The organism is Desmospora activa DSM 45169 (assembly GCF_003046315.1).
Classification (GTDB): Bacteria; Bacillota; Bacilli; order Thermoactinomycetales; family DSM-45169; genus Desmospora; species Desmospora activa.
In genome coordinates this window covers 1,764,335-1,782,484 of sequence record NZ_PZZP01000001.1, presented here as the reverse complement: position 1 = coordinate 1,782,484, position 18,150 = coordinate 1,764,335, and the positions used below count along the sequence as shown (strand labels likewise).

The window sequence follows — 18,150 nt, the reverse complement described above, 5'->3', positions numbered from 1 at the left end:
CACACCTCACCGATCAAAATAAGGTATAAAACGATCATTATACGCAATTTCTATAAGATTTTCTTCATGCTACAATATTTGAAGCAAGAATGGAATAGGGAGGTTACGATGAAAGCGATTGTGTGCGAGAAACCATCTCAAATGCTCCTGCGGGAAGAAATGAAAGCGCAACCACGAAAAAGCGGGGAAGCGACAGTATCGATCAGACGGATTGGTATTTGTGGAACCGATTATCACGCTTTTCACGGAAATCAGCCGTTTTTCTCTTATCCCCGTATCCTCGGTCATGAACTGGCGGGAGAGATTCAAGCGATCGATGCGCATCCCACCCTTTCCGTCGGTGACCGTGTCGCTGTCATTCCTTATCTGCACTGCGGAAAGTGCGGGGCGTGTATAGCTGGAAAAAGCAACTGCTGTGAACAGTTGCGGGTTCTGGGTGTTCATGTTGACGGCGGGATGTGTGAGGAAATCAATGTTCCCGTTGACAACTTGCTAAAAGTGAACGAGCTTTCATACGATCACAGCGCATTGATTGAGCCTTTTGCCATCGGCGCCCATGCCGTTCGCCGGGCTCATATTGAAGCAGGGGAATCTGTATTGGTGATCGGTGCCGGTCCTATCGGTCTCGGCGTGATGTTTTTTGCCAAGGAAAGAGGGGCTGACGTGATCGCTCTGGATACCAATCCCGCCCGTTTGGATTTTTGTCGTCGCTGGCTTGAGTTGGAGCATGTCGTGCAATTGTCTGATCAAACGGAAGCAGCGATCAAACAAGCGACAGGTGGACGGTTGCCTTCGATAGTGCTGGATGCGACAGGGAACGCTGCCTCGATGATGAAAGCGTTTGACTATGTGGGACACGGAGGGACGCTCGTTTATGTCGGCCTGGTCAAACAGGAGATCCAGTTTTACGATCCCGACTTTCACCAAAAAGAAATCACACTAAAAGGGAGCCGTAATGCAACTGATCAAGATTTTATCGATGTCGCGCATGCGTTTAAACAGACAACGGTCAATTTGGACGCTTATATTACCCATACCGCTCCATTTGCTGACGCGATCCCTCAGTTTCAAACGTGGATCAAACCGGAAACCAATGTGATCAAGGCGATGATATATCGGTAAAGGTGAAGTGATCAAGCGCTGGCTTGATCCTTTGCAGCATCATGATGTAAGCGCTATCTTAAGCGAGGAGGGATTGTGTTGAAACAGCAACATCGGTGTTTGTTTACTGCAATCATCTTGTTCGTTGGTGTGCTGGTAGGCTGCTCTCCCGTATCGTCTACCTCTCATTCACCTTTTACGGATGAAACCATCACCGTCAATATTGCTTACGGCAATCATCCCGGTGAACCGGTGGACCAGTTGGCACATAAGTGGAAGGAGTTAGCAGAAGAGCGAAGTGAGGGCCGCTTACAACTCAACCTGTACCCCAGCTCACAGTTGGGCTCTGAAGCCGATGTGGTAGAGCAAGCGAAATTGGGCAGCAATGTCATTATCCTGACCGGTTATGATTTTTTGATGAATTTTGCTCCGGATGTGGGGGTGATGACCGCTCCTTACTTGGTCGATGATTTCGATGAGTTATTTGCCCTGACGGAGACGGATTGGTTTGAAGAGCAGCGCAGCCAGTTGCAGCAGCAGGGGTTGGATATTGTTACCACCAATACGATTTACGGTGAACGCCATCTGATGACAACACGGGAAGTGAATACGCCGGAAGATTTAAAGGGAATGAAAATTCGTGTCCCCAACAATCCGATGTATATCGGTACCTTTCGTGTCCTTGGCGCTTCACCGACACCGCTTCCGCTGGCGGATATGTATACTTCCTTGCAACAAGGGGTGATTGACGGTGCGGAAAACCCGCTTCCGGTTTTGGCGGGGGCAAAGACAAACGAGGTGGCCAAACATTTAACGCTGACCGGACATACAAAGATTATTAGTCCGTGGGTGACAGGGACTCCATTTATCGATTCCTTACCGGATGAGTTAGAAAAAATCCTGCGGGAAAGCGGGGATGACGCGGGGGAGTACGCAAAAGCGATTGTTGTTTCTGAAGAAAAACGGGTGTTAAAGAAATTTAAAGAGCAAGGCATCCAGATTAATGAAATCGATCAAGAACCGTTTCAACAGCGAGCCAAAGGGATTTATGAGGAAATGGATGAATGGAGCCCCGATTTGCAACAAACGATTGAAGCTTTGCTGGCTGACATCCGGAGCGACGGTGATGAAAGAGGGGGTAACAATTGAAGACGATGATAACCAAGCTGGATGATTATCTGGGGGTTGCCGCTCTCAGTGGCATCATCATACTGATCAGTGTCAATGTTTTTTGTCGCTTTGTTTTGAATAATCCGATCACATGGACAGAAGAAGCAAGTCTCGCCCTTTTTATTTGGTTGACATTTATCGGTATTAGCAGCGGGGTCAAACAAAACAGCCATATCGGTATCGACTACTTTGTTCGTAAGCTGCCGGAGCCGTGGTATACCCGTATCCAACTGTTTCGTCTCGTGTTTATCCTGCTGGTTACGGTTGTGGTGTTCATTTTTTGGGGATTGCAATTTGCCATTCACGGAATGGCAAAAGTGACACCGGTACTGGGATTAAGCTACATCGTAATCAATATAGCGGTTCCGATTGGATCGTTATTGGCGATTATCCATCTCATGCGCATATTGATTCGACGGGATCGCGCCTACATCATGCAAGAAAGGGGGATCGACGAGTGGAACTCACAATGACACTGATTTTGATGATTGTATTGATCTTGCTCAACATTCCGGTTGCCTACGCTATGATTGCCGCTTGCGCTTTTTATTTTTTAACCAATGATAGCGTTGTCAATGAAATCCTGATTCAACGCATGCTTGCCGGGGTGGAGTCCTTTCCGTTACTGGCTATCGTCTTTTTTATCACAGCAGGGATCTTAATGAACCATACCGGTATTACCGAGCGGATGCTGACTTTTGCCCAGCTCTTGACCGGACATATGAAAGCGGGCCTGGCGAAGGTCAACATTTTACTCAGTGTTCTGATGGGAGGGTTATCTGGTTCCAATATCGCTGATGCGGCGATGCAATCTAAAATCCTGGTTCCTGAAATGACAAAACGCAACTATCCCACCGCTTTTTCTGCGGCTTTAACCGCCGCCACCTCGTTAATCACGCCAATCATTCCTCCCGGCATCGCTTTGATTATGTATGGATATATCGGCAATGTCTCGATTGGAGACTTATTTTTAGCGGGGATTGTGCCAGCGGGATTATTGACGGCTCTATTCTTGGTTCTTGTCCATATGATCGCGCAAAAGCGCGGATTTGAAACGAGTAAAAGAGAGGCCGCCAAACCAAAAGAGATTTTGATCGCTTCCAAAGATGCGATTCTCGCCATTCTGTTGCCGGTCATCATTATCGGCGGGATTCGATTCGGTGTTTTCAGTCCGACGGAAGCAGGGGCGATCGCCATTGTGTATGCCTTATTTCTAGGGTTTATCATTTACCGCAAACTGAGCGGAAACCAGCTCTATCATGCCCTTAAAGAATCCGTTACCCTCACGGCGACGATCATGATTATGATTGCTGCTGGCAGTGCATTCGGATGGGTCTTAACCTTGGAGCAAGTGCCACAAACCTTAACTGAATATGTGACGGGTTTGATTGAAAGTCCCACCCTATTTCTGCTCGTTGTCATGATCTTTTTGCTGCTGATCGGCATGTTTGTTGAAGGAAATGTTTTATTGATTATATTGACGCCGATATTTATTCCGATGCTGCAAGTATACGGCATTGATCCGGTTCATTTTGGACTGTTTTTCATCCTCTGCTTAAGTGTCGGGACGATTACACCGCCGGTGGGCACAATTATGTTTACCACGGCAGCGATTACAAAAGTGAAAATTGAAGATTTCCTCAAGGAAGTATGGCCCTTTTGGCTGGTGCTTATCATTGCTATTTTAGCGGTTGCCTTTATCCCGCAAATTTCGCTCTGGTTGCCTCGTCTGTTTTCGTAAAGGATTTATGGCGAAAATGGAGCAAAATCGAGCAGGCGAATGTATAATGGGGATTGCAGATCTTTGCCATTTTTTGAGGAGTAAGAGTGATGGGATTGCAACATTGGCAAGTCGATATCAATGGTGTCACACAAACCGTAGCAGTGGAACATGAGGGAAGAATAGGATCCCTTCGAGTCGAGGATTGCATGGTTGCTGAATGGAAGACATCGGAAGAAGAGAGTAGTCATCATCTTACCGTAATTGGTGGACACGTGCTGGGGGTTCACCTTTTTTATTCCCCTGAGGAGTCACCAAGTTGGCGCTATGATTGCTCTCTAAACGGAATCTCCATTGTGACAAACAACAGCGTTTGGGTGCAAGAATCCACCCCCAGCGAGGGAGGATATCGAGCGTGGGATGTCGATCTCCCACAGACTCGCATCAGAGTGGGGATGCGTCACAAGCTGATATCGGGGGCCGTCCTTTTGGAGTTAAACGGAGAGACGGTCGCTACGTTAAGGGAAGTCGAAGTTGAACCTCGTGAGGGTGATTATTTTCTGCGCTTGTTGAACCATCGGATCGGGATTCACATTCGGGAATCACCGGATTTTACCTTTCGCTATGATTGTTCCCTGGATGGTCGCTCTATCACTACAGGACAAGCGATAACCGTCGCCCCTCTTTTAGAGAATGAAGGGGGGTATGCCTGGCTGGAAGAGGTGGATGGAAGCCGGCATCTGTTTCGGCTGGAACACAGCCCTTTTCGCAATCGGGGGACATTATGGGTGGATGGAGAAAGGGTGAGTACCGCCGGTTCCTTTTGGAATGAGCGGGAAGAGAATTGGTACTCGTTTACATGGTCGGGTCACACCATCATGGTACAGGCCAAAGAGAGCGGCAACCTTAATTATGAGTATCAAATGGCGATCGATGGTCGATCCGTTGAGACAGGCGCCCGGATTGAAACGGGAAAAACGAGCACTGCTCCTGTCGAAGAGCCCCCTTCTTCCACACTTACATGGAAAAGACACCTGATGGGAAGCATCGGCACTTATTTGTTTGGAGTCGTTGGTCTATTGGCAGCGGCGGGTCATTGGCTGGGTTTGTTTGACCCTCGATATACTGGATGGTATTGGATATTACCTGCTTTGTATGCGTTGTACTGCGAATTTCGGGAGACGAGGGTAGAAAAGTGGCTACAAATCGGCTTTTCGATTTTGGCGCTAGGAGTGATAGCAGCTTTCTGCTTCGGACTTTTGTATTTATGGATTTTTACGTGAGGTTTAACGTAAAGGATATAAATGATGGATATATTTCCCGCTAGATAAAAGAACGCGTGTTTGGGTATGATTCTGTTTGAGGTGATTGTGATGTTGCATCGTGGGAACAAAATGTGGGAAGGACATCGCATGACTTTACCTGAACATGTGGGGGCATTGGAAGATGCCCGGCGGGAACAGAAACGATACGAACCACCGCTCTTAAGCGAAGAGATGTTGATTGAGATGGGGCGTCTAATCGAACAATCCTACCACAAACAGGAGCCGATCGCGGTGACGATTGCCGGTAAATGGGATCCACAACAGCAGTCGGGCATTGTGGTGCGGATTGATCCAATAGAGCAATGGTTGGTATTACAAAACGATGAAGAGCGCCAATTGATTCCGTTTCGGTCGGTGATTGGGGTGGAAGCGATCAGGCGTGAAGATTGAGACTCGACACTCCTTTAGGCGTAATATTTGGGTAGTTACCATCCATAGTCTATTTCTGTTATGGTCACTTTTTAAGCTCAGTGGTGGGCTTTGTGGATGTGCCCTTGGGGTACTTCATCGACCGCTCCCATGCTTGTTCTCATTCCGCAGCGAAGCTGGATACTCACCCGCAAAAAGAAACAGGCTTCCTCCTGATGGATTATGATCCACTGGGGAAGCCTGTTTTTGCGTTGACTTAATCTGTTGACTCCAATTTGCGGATGATGTGCGCTTCCGGGGTGACAAACAGCGTTTTTTGTTCTTCATAGATGACAAAACCGGGTGGGGAGCCGGATGGTTTTTTGACGTGTTTGATCAAGGTGCAGTCCACCGGTATCTGGCTGGATTCCCGCGCTTTACTGTGATAGGCGGCCAGCAGTGCCGCTTCCGTCAACGTTTCTTCGCCAAAGTTTTTGCCGCGGATCACCACATGCGAGCCGGGGATATCTTTGGTGTGAAGCCAGGTGTCGGTGGGAGCAGCCATACGATGAGTAAGAAAATCGTTCTGTTTATTATTGCGTCCCACCAGAATGGGAATCCCCTCGGAAGAACGGTAGACAGCAGGTTGTGGGCGGGGATTTCCCTTCCGCTGTTTGCGGGTAGAAGGGCGCTTTAGAAAGCCTTGTTCCACCAGCTCTTCTTTGATCTCTTCCGCTTCGGCGGGAGTGGCGTTTTCCAGCTGGACCAGCACCGATTCTAAGTAAGCCGTTTCTTGGCATGTTTTTTCTTGTTGCTCCCGAATCCATTTGCGGGCGGACTTTGCTTTATTGTAAAGCTTAAAATAGCGTTGGGCGTTTTCCGACGGGGTCAGGCGTGATTCCAGGGGAATGGTGATTTCCGTTGCATCGGTGTCGTAGTAATTGATGGCCTTTAGTTCCATATCGCCCCGTTCAATCTGGTGCATATAGGCGGTGATCAACTCTCCGCAAACACGATAATGGTCCGCACGCTCCGTGGATGTATACTCGTTTTGCAGCTTTTCCAGCTTCTTTTCGTTTTTGTCGATGGCGTTTTTTAAGCGTCGAATCAAGTCGTGATTTTGCTGACGCATACGGTCCCGCTCCGCCTTGCCGTGAAAAAACGCCTCTAGGCAGCGACTGATAGAGTCAAATGTCTCCGCCTCCCCTTGTGAGTACGTCAGCGGGATAGCGGCAAATACGGATTTACGGGCGTGGATGATAGTGGGTTGATAACGGTGTTCCCGTATCCGCTCTATCAAGGGGGAAAAGGCCTGCCACAACTGCTCACGGTCACCGATTCCGGCGCGGTGGACGATTTCACGGGCCATCTGTGGGCCTAGTCCCATATAATTGCGGATCAGCTGTTGCTCGATCGCCCCTTCGTTCCACTGGATCGAGCCCAGGAATGTTTCCCGATCCGTCTGTAACGGATTCCGCTTTTTCTGTTCAGGGGGTGGTTGGTAAACAGCGCCGGGGATCACCTGACGGTGGCGGCTGACGCCGATGCCAACCCGACGGATGCCGTCTATGATTTTGCCCGATTCGGGATCGATCAGAATCAGATTGCTGTGGCGTCCCATAATCTCGATCACCAGACGGCGAATCACTTCATCCCCCAGTTCGTTGCGGCTTTTGATATCAAGATGGATGATCCGCTCTAAGCCAATCTGAGTAAGGGCATGAATGACGCCCCCTTCCAGATGCTTGCGCATTAACATGCAAAACATCGGTGGTGAAAGGGGATGTTCCGCCAGTTTTTCCGTCAGATGAAAGCGGGGATGGGCGGGGTGGGCGGAGAGCAACAGGCGGTGGTTGCCTCCCTTTGCCCGAACATGAAAGATAAGCTCCGATTCCGTCGGTTGATAGATTTTTGCGATGCGACCGCCTGTCAACGCGGTGGCAACTTCCTGAACAACCGCACGGGTTACGATTCCGTCGAACGACATGGTCTCCCCTCCCTTTCACCGTAGTATAGCACGCAGAAGGAAATGGGGGAAATCGTCCTTCTGTGGAATGGTGGAAGGGATTTTGATAAAAAATAAAACCACCAATTTATAGGGTGGGATCAGGATGGAATGGTTGGCGCGTTCATTTCGTTATCTCGGCTTTGTTTTGTTTGAGTGGTTGTTGAGCGACTACGATTTAGAATAGGTTCTTAATCATAAGATCGCCAACGAGCGGGGTTGTACTTGGATGGAGAGAGGGGTTTGACCGATCACTTCTCCATCGGCATGGACAGTCAAAGGAAGATCCGATGTGATGGTGATCGTATGCCCCCGTGTCAGGGTGACGGCGGGATGTTGAACATGGTTTCCCTTGAAAACGGAAGGGAGTATTTTTAAAAAACTGCTATGGGACATCTGACTCACACAGCAGATATCGAGGGAACCGTCTTCGTCATCCGCTTCGGGACAGATCAACATTCCGCCGCCGTAATTGGGGATATTGGTTATCGCTACCATCCATAAGTCGGAGTAGGAGCGGGTTGTGCCGTCGATGGTTAGGGTGGCTTGAACCGGTCGATAGCGGGTCCATGTGTAGAAGGCCGCATATAGATACGCCAATTTTCCGAACCATCGTTTCAAAGAGGAACGGTTGACCGTTTCGGCTACCATTCCGTCAAATCCGATGCCAGAAAAACCGATCAGAAACCGTTCATGCAGTTTAGCGGTATCGATGCGGCGCACTTGGTGTCGTAACACTCGGTTAAAGGCTTCAAAGGGATCGGTCGGGATCTGTTGGGCTTTTGCAAAATCATTGCCCGAACCGGCCTGGATATAGCCCAACGGTTTGCCGGTGCCCACCAAGCCGTTGCCCACTTCATGTACGGTGCCATCTCCCCCGATCGCCACCACCGCCTTAATATCGGGGCGGGTGGATATACTTTGGGCAAGCGCGGTCGCATGTCCGCGATATTGGGTTGATTCCATCTGATAGGGGATGGCCTGCTGCTCCAAGATTTGCTGGATTTGTCGCCAAACCTTTCTACCGCGTCCGTTTCCTGAGGATTCGTTCACAATGAGCTGATACATGATCAGGGAATCCTTTCTTCTTGTTTTAATTGGACTGGTCTTTTTTGTGCAAAAGAATCATACATCCGCTTTAACACCCAGCGGTAGAGTTGCGGTGAGAAATGGCGAAGGTGCATCGCCCACCGCATACCGGCTGGGATGATTTTGATGCGAGGGCGTTCCATCAAACGGACAGCGTGTCGTGCCACGGTTTCCGTATCCAACAGTCGTCCCAGGATCAGGGGTGGGAAACAGGATGCCGGATCTTCTCCCTGGAAAAAAGGGGTTTGTACCGGTCCGGGACATAAAACACCCACTTGGATGCGAGGGGCAAACTCCAATTGCAGGGATTCGGAATAACCGATCAGGGCAAACTTGGAGGCGCAATAAGCCGCTAAGTTGGGAATGCCGGTTAAGCCTGCAATGGAAGCGATATTGATAATCTTCCCGTTTCGCTGCAGCAACTGCGGCAGCAAGGCTCGCGTCATACGTACAGCGCCTAAGTAGTTGGTCTCAATCATGCCCACATAGTCGGTGGTTGAAACCTCCATCGATCCTCCAAACTTGCCGTATCCCGCATTGTTGATTAAAACATCCACCCCACCGTACCGCTGGTAAATGCAATCAGCGAGACGGTTGACTTCTTCTGTACAGGTCACATCACAGGTGAAGGCGGCACCGCAACCCAAATCCTGCCGCAACTGTTGCAACTTCGCCTCATCCCGCGCCACTAAAAGGGGGAAATCCCCCTTTTGCACCAGTTGACGTGCGATTTCTGCTCCAATGCCGCTGGATGCTCCTGTGATCAGAATGTTTCGTTGGCTCATTGTGATAATCCTTTCATGCCATTGGAACTTGGGGGAGAATTTTTCCGTCAATACGCGCAAAGATATCATTGAGATCTTTCCCGGTAATGGTAAGCCCGTGATTTTTTAACCCGATGACCGCACGGGAGGGATCTTCCGCCTCTCTGATTTTCTGGGCGACCGCTTCCGCAAGTTGTACCGTGCCACAGGGATAATTGATTTCCGTCGAAGGAATACCCTCCATCCAAGCGTGGATATGGACGATAGCTCCCACTTCCGGATGTTCCGAATAAATCATCCAGTGTTCAATTGCATCGACTGACGCCCGCTTCGGTTCAATGTTGGCAGGTACGCTGATCTCCATAGACAAATTGTCGGCGTTATAGCCTTTGATCAACAAAATATCCTGCCCGATCTGTCGTAAATCCCCTTTGTTGACCCCTCTGGCGCTCATCCAAAATTGATTCTCCTCATGGCGGGCGCTCAGGTTTCCATAACTGAGACCGCCGATGCCGTAGAGCCGTTGGATATGGCGATAGGCACCATTAGGAAGTAACTCTTCAATAGGGAAAGGGGCAGGTAACAGATTCATTCCATCCAACTTTTTGCCGGATTGAATCAATTCATTTGTCGTTGTATCCCCATCCCATAGTTTTTCCGGCAAATCGGAGTGGAAGGTGTTGTCAATGATCAACTGAGAGGAGGCAAGAGGACGAATTCTCTCAAAAATATCCTGATAGTATCCAGCATCACCATCATGGGTGGCAAGGGGATAACAACCCTGCTCCAATGTGATGAAATAGGTCCCTCCTTGTTCGGGATAGCGATCTAAGTAGATCATCATATTCCCCAGTGATCGAATCAGGACTGGATAACCTGAACGAAAGGTGTCTTCCACCGGTTGGTGGTTTTCCGCCACGGTTACGACAAACGTTCCTTTTCCTTTGCGGCGAAAATGTCGCGGTTGTCGTGGATCGACAACGTTAAACACCAATTGGATATGAGGATCGTTTTCGTCACTTTGGCGGTAACCCTCGGATTCCATCACTTCTTGGATACCGGCGGCAAAACGCTTTAACGATGGAGTGGGTTCCAGTTGGTACGCGATGGTGAATGATGGTTTCATCTTTTCAACCTCCTGCCCAAAAGTGTTACTCATATTTTTCCAGTGATTACATCCGTTATACATGGAAGATGAGTTCCTTTTACCGACTCGTCGATGTTCCCTGTTTGACCCGTCTCTATTGATGTTAGTAGAGTCTGAGTCATGTTTTAGGGCCTGTCTGAATAAGATGTGGCATGAGACGGATGGGACAAAGGGGGAGGGACTGTGTCACAAGGCAGCCATTATCTCGGCTGGGATACGGACAAGCTGATGGAACATTTCGCCGTCGATCCGCAACAAGGGCTTCAATCGATTGAGGCGAAGTCCCGTCAGCAACAAGTGGGGCCCAATCAGTTGGCGGAAGGAGAAAAAAGTTCCCCGATCGTCTTGTTGCTCAATCAATTTAAAGATTTTATGGTGCTGGTGCTGCTGGCGGCGACACTAATATCTGGCCTCCTGGGTGAATACACCGATGCGATTGCGATTATGGCGATTGTGGTCTTAAATGCGGTGTTGGGCTTTATACAGGAGTTTCGGGCCGAGCGGTCGCTGTCTGCATTAAAGGAGCTATCCGCACCCACTGCGCGGGTCAAGCGGGATGGGGAGTGGGTACGAATTCCTGCCGCTGAGCTGGTGCCGGGGGATATCGTTTCCCTGGAGAGCGGGGACCGCATTCCTGCGGATTTGCGCATGATCGCGGCGGAGAATTTGTATATCGAAGAGTCGGCGCTAACGGGGGAGTCCGTTCCCGTCAGTAAAAATGCTTCTGTTCTCAGCGGCGGTGATATTCCCTTAGGGGATCGCAAAAACATGGCTTTTTTGGGAACGATGGCCGTGCGGGGGACGGGAACAGGGGTGGTCGTCCATACCGGGATGGAGACGGAAATGGGGCGGATCGCTCACCTGATTCAAACGACGGAGACGATGCAGACCCCGCTGCAAAACCGGCTGGAACAGTTGGGGAAAGTGCTGATTACGGTAGCGGTGCTGTTGACGGCGGTTGTGGTGGTGACCGGTATTTTTCATGGGCATGATGCCTATAAGATGTTTTTGGCCGGGGTGAGTCTGGCTGTTGCCGCGATTCCCGAGGGACTGCCTGCTATTGTTACCATTGCTTTGGCCTTAGGTGTGCAGCGTATGATCAGGCGGCGGGCGATTGTGCGTAAACTCCCTTCGGTAGAAACGTTGGGGTGCGCCTCTGTCATCTGTTCGGACAAGACCGGAACCCTTACCCAGAATAAAATGAGTGTCACCCATGTGTGGTCCGGTGGTCACATGGTGGCGGTGAGCGGTTCCGGCTATATTCCAGAGGGTGAATTTACGGTTGGGGGCAAAGTGGTGACACCCCGGCGGGATACTGAGTTGAAGCGCCTGTTAGAGATTGCCGTGCTTTGTAATAATGCCGCCCTGCTCAACGAGGAAAAGCGGGAAGGGCTCTTACGACGAAAACAGGAAAGTTGGCGCATCGATGGGGACCCGACGGAAGGAGCACTGTTGGTCGCAGGAGCCAAAGGAGGGCTTACGGCTGACAGGTTGGGTGCCGAGTGGAAGCGGGTAAAGGAGTTTCCCTTCGATTCCGACCGCAAGATGATGTCCGTGCTGGCGGAAAGGCGGGAAGGGGAGCGCTTAGTGTTGGCCAAGGGTGCCCCGGATGTATTGTTAGCCCGCTGTACCCATTTACAGCAAAATGGTCGTATCATTCCTCTGACGGATGAGTTGCGGCGGGAAGTATTAAAAACCAACGAACATTTGGCGGGAATGGCGCTTAGAAACTTAGGCTTTGCTTATCGCGAGTGGAGAGGGGCGTTGCCAGAGCAGGAAGCGGCAGCGGAGCGGGAACTGGTCTTTGTCGGGCTGGCGGGGATGATCGACCCGCCGCGGGAAGAAGTGAAAGAGGCGATCCGCACTTGTCGCCAGGCCGGAATTCGTACGGTGATGATCACAGGGGATCATCAGACTACCGCCGTTGCCATTGCGCAGCGCTTAGGCATTTTGTCGCAAGGAGGCCTCACTTTGACTGGGGCCGAGTTGCAGAAGATGGATGAAAGCACCTTTCTGGAGCAGGTGAATCGTATCCAAGTGTATGCACGCGTTTCCCCGGAGCATAAGTTGCGAATCGTAAAAGCGCTTCAGCAACGAGGGCATGTGGTCGCCATGACCGGCGACGGTGTCAATGATGCCCCCGCCATCAAGGCGTCGGATATCGGCATTGCCATGGGGATTACCGGCACCGATGTCTCCAAAGAGGCTTCTTCTCTCGTTTTGGCTGACGACAACTTTGCCACGATTGTGTCTGCGATTGAGGAAGGGCGCAACATCTATGACAACATCCGTAAATTTATCAGCTATTTATTGGCTAGTAATGTCGGCGAGATTCTGGTGATGTTTTTGGCGATGTTGGCGGGAATGCCGCTGCCGCTGGTACCGATACAAATTTTGTGGGTCAACCTGGTGACTGATGGCCTGCCGGCGATGGCTCTGGGAGTAGACCCTGCCCAGGAGGATACAATGAAGAGAAATCCCCGCAACAGTCGGGAGAGCATCTTTGCCAGAGGAGTGGGCTGGAAAATTCTCACCCGTGGCTTTTTAATCGGCTCCTTTACACTGGGAGCGTTTTGGTTGGCTTATTCCGAGGCACCGGACGATCTTGTTCGCGCCCAGACGATCGCCTTTGCCACACTGGTGTTGGCACAGTTAATCTATGTGTTTGACTGCCGTTCCACCCAATCCATCTTCCACCGCAATCCCTTTACCAATATGCCGTTGGTGTTGGCGGTTATCTCCTCGGCGCTGTTGTTGTTGGTGGTGATGTATACACCGACACTGCAACCGGTCTTTCACACCGTTGCCCTCGGCTTTCGTGATTGGGCGCTCGTCTTGGCAGCCGCCTCGATCCCTACCTTGTTGGCAGGGTTAATCGAAATTTTGCGTCCAATCGGTCGCCGAGAGGCCGCTCACGCCTGATTGGGCAGAAGGGGATTGCATTCCCAGTCTTTCTGCGTTACGCTCGATGAGAAGAAGGGATCGATTGAGCGATTCGGTTTGGCTCATGCTGCCGGGTCGCTTTTTGCAATTGGACAGAAGGGAAGGAAAGGGTGGGATCGATGCGATCCACCCGCAAGGGATGAAATTTACTAAGATGCACGGATTGGGAAATGATTTTGTAGTAGTTGCGGCTGCTACTCTGCCGGAAGGTACCGCAGAATTGGCGCAAGCGGTGTGTGATCGTCACTTGGGGGTGGGAGCCGATGGATTGGTTTTCATCCTGCCAGCGGAGAGTGGGGATTGTGCGATGCGGATCTTTAACGCAGACGGCTCCGAAGCGGAGCAGTGTGGGAATGCGGTCCGCTGTGTGGCACGCTACTATTTTGAGCGGATATCAAAGGCCCGCAGGGAACTGGTGGTTGAAACCCGTGCCGGATTGCAACGGGTTTGGTTGGAAAACGATGGGCTGGTACGGGTAGATATGGGATATCCCATCTTGGAGGGGAAGGCGATTCCAACCACGCTAGACGAGGATACAGTGGTTGATCAGCAGGTGGAGGTAAAGGGAGAAACCTTCCATATTACTGCTGTCTCCATGGGAAATCCCCATGCGGTGATCTTTGTCGAGGATGCGGCTCATTTTCCAGTGGAGGAGTGGGGCCCGCTTCTGGAAACCCATTCGCTCTTCCCCCAGAAAACGAACGTGGAATTTGTCACCGTTCATTCCCCGTCAGAGTTGGAAATGCGGGTGTGGGAACGAGGCGTAGGTCAGACGTTGGCCTGTGGCACTGGTGCCTGTGCTTCCGTTGTTGCAGCGGTTTTGACTGGGCGCGCCAATCGAACGGCCCGCGTCCATCTCAAAGGGGGCGATCTGGATATCGACTGGCGGCCGGCGGATAACCGTGTCTATATGACGGGAGGGGCGGAAGTGGTGTTTGAAGGGGAATATTATCCGTTTTCATCGAGGTTTGGAAAATAACTCCCTTTACCTAATGAAGGGGATCTTGGACAGGATCGAAGGAGATGCTCACCGGCATTTCCTTCTTCGTTTTTGGTGCGCGTTTGCTCTTAGCCTCAAAGTCAAAACGTTTGCAAAAAATATAACATCGGTTGTATGGAATCAACGTCTTCTACCCCGAAAATCAAACAAAAATCCCGTAAAACAGCATTCCCATGCCCTTTTACGGGATTTTGTCCGCCTAGTCGCAGTCAAAGTTGAGCACTTAATCCCAGATTTCGTGCCTGTTTGAGCGGACAAAATCATTTTTTTAGCAGGAATTTTTCAGTAAATAACCAAGTTTTATGGTAGCAGAATCGATGAGGTGATCCCAGTAAAACAATTAAAAACTTTTAATGGGGGAGTGTAACAAATGAGTAAAGAGTTAATAAAGTTGGTTTTATTGCTTCTTGTCGCTCTTTTGGTGATGCCGTCAGGATCGATTACACCGGTTGCAGAAGCGGAGGCAATAACGGAAACGGTTTATCGTGGAACCTTTGACAATGGTTTAGGTATTGCAACGAAAGCAGGAAAGGCAAAATTGGAAGCGCTTACCGAAGAGGTAACTTCGGGAGGTGAAGAGGTGGAGAAGCAAGAGGATGTAAGACCGTCTACTGGCTCGGACCCGAGTGAAATTGAGAAGGATTTGATTCCGATAAAAGATGTTTATGAAGATTATTTCTTAGTTGGAAACGCAGTATCAGCTACAGACCTGGAAGGCAATAGACGTGAGCTCCTCACGATGCATCACAATCTTGCCACAGCAGAGAATGCCATGAAACCAGCCTATTCCTATAACGACGAAAGAGAATTTGATTTTACTGAAGAGGATGAGCTTGTCGAGAAAGTTTTAGAAGAGGGATTGAAGATGCACGGTCATGTGCTCGTTTGGCACCAACAGTCGGCGGAGTGGCTATATACTGATGAAAATGGCGAGCCCTTGAGTCGAGAGGAAGCGCTTGAAAATTTGAGAACCCACGTTAAAACCGTTGTCGATCATTTCGGAACAAGTGTAGTTTCTTGGGATGTAGTCAACGAAGCGATCATTGATAACCCACCGAACCCAATGGATTGGAAAGCATCACTGCGTCAATCCGGATGGTACCAAGCCATTGGACCGGACTATATCGAACAAGCTTTCTTAGCGGCGAAAGAAGTACTGGACGAAAAGGGCTGGGATATTAAGCTTTATTACAACGATTACAACGATGATAATCAACCCAAAGCGGAAGCCATCTATCAGATGGTGAAAGAAATTAATGAGAATTATGCGGCAGAGAATGATGGGGAACTCCTGATTGACGGGATCGGTATGCAGGGACACTACAATTTAAATACAAACCCTGAAAATGTAAGACGTTCCTTGGAGAAGTTTATTTCCTTAGGTGTTGAAGTAGGCGTAACCGAGCTTGATATTACAGCTGGAAGCGAGGGCGTGCTCACTGAGGAAGAAGCGGTTGCACAAGGTTATTTATATGCTCAATTGTTTCAGCTTTATAAGGAACACGCTGAGCACATCTCGCGCGTGACGTTCTGGGGACTGAATGATGCGACGAGCTGGAGGGCTGACCAAAGTCCATTGTTGTTCGATAGAGACATGCAAGCAAAACCGGCTTATTACGCCGTCATCGATCCAGAGAAATTTATAGACGAACATGAGATAAGCGATTTCTGATTGTCTCGAAAAATAGGGAAGAGATCCATTGTGTTCGGCAAATCCATTGGCCGAAACAAGGCAAGAAGCAGACCGAAATAACATCTTAAATTGGACAGCGGTACAGCCTCTCGTCTAACGACCGAAGGATATGCTCCATAGGCATTTCCTTCGGTCTTTTTAGCGTGTGTTTGCTCCCATTCTCGTATCTAAATCCCGTTTGCAAAAAATATAACATAGGTTGTATGGAATCAACGCCTTCATCCCCGTTACCATAAGAGTAAGTGATCATAGAACGTTAATAGAGAGAAAAGAGAAGCGTGGGGATGATGGGAGGTAAATATGAAAACATCAAAAGAGTCAAACCATCCATCCCTAAAACATGAGGTAGAGATTGTTGAGCGACCGCCGATCGATGAGCGGACGCTAAAAGAATTGCCTGAAGTTGAAGTGGCCGATTCTCATCAACAAATGGATGAACCCTCTGTGAAGGAAGAACCCGCCGCAAAACCGGAGACGCCGACACCATCTGCGGAAGAAGTAAAAGTGGAGGAACCACCCCGCCGCCGAATGTGGAGTGTCGTTTTGCCCTTGATGGCGGTATTGTTGATCGGTGGCACTTGGTGGGGATGGCAAGAGCAGTGGTTTTTTTCCGGTCCGCATTTGATCCTTACCCACGATGATCAAACGTGGACATTGGATTTGACCCGTGTAGGCTATGACGGGGAGCGACCGGAAAGTGTCGATCGTGAGCAGCTGCGTGCATGGTTGCAAACCGTGGCACAGGAGGTGGACCAACCCGCCCAGGATGCTCGGATGAAACGGTGGGGAGATCCTATTGAACAAAGCGAACCGGGAAAAGTGTTGGATGTAGCCGTCATTGAGGAAAAATGGTTAAAGCAACTGGATTCTTATATCGATCATCCACAAACCATTCCGATGATGACGGTGCACCCGAAAGTACAGGAAGAAGACTTTGCTGTCGTGGATGAGAAGGAATGGTCCGTTTTTACCACGCGCTATGACGTTGCAAATACGGCACGGGCCGCCAATATTGCCCAATCCGCTACAACGTTGGATGGACGGGTCGTCAATCCTGATGAAACCCTCTCTTTTTTGAACGAAGTGGGAACAGAGGACCAATATGGAACGGTTATTCGCACCGTTGACGGCATCTCCCATGAAATCCCCGCTGGCGGGATATCCCAGACGGCTTCCACCTTGTTTAACGCGGTCGATCAGCTTGATCTGGAAATTATTGAACGTCATACATATAGCGACCGTGACGGGTATGTCGCCGTCGGTCGGGATGCCTTTGTCCGCTGGGGAGAAGGAGAAAAAGATTTTCAATTTCGCAACACATTGAATCATCCCATTCTAATCCGCACAGAAGTGGGATCGGGATATGTAACCATCCGTATTTTTTCGGGATTGGAAGCTAACCCTCGGCTGAAGGAAATCCCGCCTGCATCGGTGATGGTTGCGCCGGAGGGCGATTCGTTTGAGCCACTGCCGGAGGAAGAACTGGATTCGGCCCCTGCAACGGAGGATAACACTGAGGGGTCCGCTCCCAATTCGGACAACACAAAACCTTCCAATGGACAAAAGGGATCATCGCCGGATACGGGCCAACCTGACAGAACACCTGGGAACGGGGGACAAGAAAACCCTAGTGATGGGGGAGAGGACGATCATTCCACAAACCCACCTGTTGACTCTGATCCACCTGCTCCTGAACCGGAGCCCGGTGATGAGGATGGTGGAGATGAGCCGGAAAATCCACCGGAAAACCCCGGGGACACCACGTCCCCGGAGGATCCGGAGGAAGGTCAGCAACCAGAAGAGGAAGGAGATTCTACGGAAGATGAACGGACAATCGAATAAGTC

13 protein-coding genes and 1 pseudogene are annotated in these 18,150 nt (G+C 50.0%); 10 read left to right on the top strand and 4 right to left on the bottom strand.

What is annotated here, in order from left to right; translation table 11 throughout:
- Positions 1-108: 108 nt before the first annotated feature.
- From C8J48_RS08675 to C8J48_RS08650, 6 genes are all read left to right on the top strand, one after another.
- Positions 109-1,122, top strand: a complete 1,014-nt coding sequence (locus C8J48_RS08675; protein ID WP_107725945.1) for a zinc-binding alcohol dehydrogenase family protein — start codon at positions 109-111, stop codon at positions 1,120-1,122.
- Positions 1,123-1,200: 78 nt separating this feature from the next.
- Positions 1,201-2,250, top strand: a complete 1,050-nt coding sequence (locus C8J48_RS08670; RefSeq protein WP_107725943.1) for a C4-dicarboxylate TRAP transporter substrate-binding protein — start codon at positions 1,201-1,203, stop codon at positions 2,248-2,250.
- Positions 2,251-2,255: 5 nt separating this feature from the next.
- Positions 2,256-2,744 (top strand): TRAP transporter small permease, encoded by a 489-nt coding sequence (locus C8J48_RS08665; RefSeq protein ID WP_107727661.1) that lies wholly within the window; start codon positions 2,256-2,258, stop codon positions 2,742-2,744.
- Complete coding sequence (locus C8J48_RS08660) at positions 2,729-4,012, top strand: TRAP transporter large permease (RefSeq protein ID WP_107725941.1); 1,284 nt, start codon at positions 2,729-2,731, stop codon at positions 4,010-4,012. Before C8J48_RS08665 ends, C8J48_RS08660 begins: the two co-directional genes overlap by 16 nt.
- Before the next feature lie 89 nt (positions 4,013-4,101).
- Positions 4,102-5,274: a hypothetical protein gene (locus C8J48_RS08655; protein WP_107725939.1), complete on the top strand. Its 1,173-nt coding sequence runs from the start codon at positions 4,102-4,104 to the stop codon at positions 5,272-5,274.
- 129 nt (positions 5,275-5,403) lie between these two features.
- Positions 5,404-5,706 carry a YolD-like family protein gene (locus tag C8J48_RS08650; protein WP_170105307.1) on the top strand — a complete coding sequence of 101 codons (303 nt, stop codon included), beginning with the start codon at positions 5,404-5,406 and terminating at the stop codon, positions 5,704-5,706.
- Positions 5,707-5,941: 235 nt separating this feature from the next.
- Here C8J48_RS08650 and C8J48_RS08645 read toward each other — a convergent pair whose 3' ends face one another.
- The 4 genes from C8J48_RS08645 to C8J48_RS08630 all read right to left on the bottom strand — a co-directional run bounded on the left by C8J48_RS08645 (position 5,942) and on the right by C8J48_RS08630 (position 10,648).
- Complete coding sequence (locus C8J48_RS08645; RefSeq protein WP_107725934.1) at positions 5,942-7,651, bottom strand: Rqc2 family fibronectin-binding protein; 1,710 nt, start codon at positions 7,649-7,651, stop codon at positions 5,942-5,944.
- Positions 7,652-7,864: 213 nt separating this feature from the next.
- Positions 7,865-8,737, bottom strand: coding sequence for a diacylglycerol/lipid kinase family protein (locus C8J48_RS08640; protein ID WP_107725932.1), 873 nt, complete (start codon positions 8,735-8,737; stop codon positions 7,865-7,867).
- A 2-nt stretch (positions 8,738-8,739) separates the two neighbouring features.
- Positions 8,740-9,543: an SDR family NAD(P)-dependent oxidoreductase gene (locus tag C8J48_RS08635; RefSeq protein ID WP_170105303.1), complete on the bottom strand. Its 804-nt coding sequence runs from the start codon at positions 9,541-9,543 to the stop codon at positions 8,740-8,742.
- 13 nt (positions 9,544-9,556) lie between these two features.
- The gene (locus C8J48_RS08630) at positions 9,557-10,648 is read right to left on the bottom strand and encodes a class II aldolase/adducin family protein (RefSeq protein WP_107725928.1); all 1,092 of its coding nucleotides are present in this window, start codon (positions 10,646-10,648) and stop codon (positions 9,557-9,559) included.
- Between the two features lie 249 nt (positions 10,649-10,897).
- Between C8J48_RS08630 and C8J48_RS08625 the strand changes: the two genes are divergently transcribed.
- From C8J48_RS08625 to C8J48_RS08605, 4 genes and pseudogenes are all read left to right on the top strand, one after another.
- A complete protein-coding gene (locus C8J48_RS08625; protein ID WP_107727660.1) occupies positions 10,898-13,591 on the top strand; it encodes a calcium-translocating P-type ATPase, SERCA-type in 2,694 nt (897 codons plus the stop codon).
- 160 nt (positions 13,592-13,751) lie between these two features.
- On the top strand, positions 13,752-14,591 hold the full coding sequence (gene dapF, locus C8J48_RS08620) for a diaminopimelate epimerase (RefSeq protein WP_107727659.1): 840 nt from the start codon (positions 13,752-13,754) through the stop codon (positions 14,589-14,591).
- Between the two features lie 631 nt (positions 14,592-15,222).
- A pseudogene (locus C8J48_RS08610) lies at positions 15,223-16,269 on the top strand (endo-1,4-beta-xylanase); the annotation flags it as partial.
- A 336-nt stretch (positions 16,270-16,605) separates the two neighbouring features.
- Complete coding sequence (locus tag C8J48_RS08605; RefSeq protein ID WP_107725924.1) at positions 16,606-18,147, top strand: VanW family protein; 1,542 nt, start codon at positions 16,606-16,608, stop codon at positions 18,145-18,147.
- The last annotated feature ends 3 nt before the right edge of the window (positions 18,148-18,150 follow it).

Coding starts and splice junctions, on each gene's coding strand:
- C8J48_RS08625 (WP_107727660.1), top strand. CDS start 10,898: ATGGAACATTTCGCCGTCGATCCGCAACAAGGGCTTCAATCGATTGAG.
- C8J48_RS08650 (WP_170105307.1), top strand. CDS start 5,404: ATGACTTTACCTGAACATGTGGGGGCATTGGAAGATGCCCGGCGGGAA.
- C8J48_RS08665 (WP_107727661.1), top strand. CDS start 2,256: ATGATAACCAAGCTGGATGATTATCTGGGGGTTGCCGCTCTCAGTGGC.
- C8J48_RS08630 (WP_107725928.1), bottom strand. CDS start 10,648: ATGAAACCATCATTCACCATCGCGTACCAACTGGAACCCACTCCATCG.
- C8J48_RS08640 (WP_107725932.1), bottom strand. CDS start 8,737: ATGTATCAGCTCATTGTGAACGAATCCTCAGGAAACGGACGCGGTAGA.
- C8J48_RS08675 (WP_107725945.1), top strand. CDS start 109: ATGAAAGCGATTGTGTGCGAGAAACCATCTCAAATGCTCCTGCGGGAA.
- C8J48_RS08605 (WP_107725924.1), top strand. CDS start 16,606: ATGAAAACATCAAAAGAGTCAAACCATCCATCCCTAAAACATGAGGTA.
- C8J48_RS08645 (WP_107725934.1), bottom strand. CDS start 7,651: ATGTCGTTCGACGGAATCGTAACCCGTGCGGTTGTTCAGGAAGTTGCC.
- C8J48_RS08655 (WP_107725939.1), top strand. CDS start 4,102: ATGGGATTGCAACATTGGCAAGTCGATATCAATGGTGTCACACAAACC.
- dapF (WP_107727659.1), top strand. CDS start 13,752: ATGAAATTTACTAAGATGCACGGATTGGGAAATGATTTTGTAGTAGTT.
- C8J48_RS08635 (WP_170105303.1), bottom strand. CDS start 9,543: ATGAGCCAACGAAACATTCTGATCACAGGAGCATCCAGCGGCATTGGA.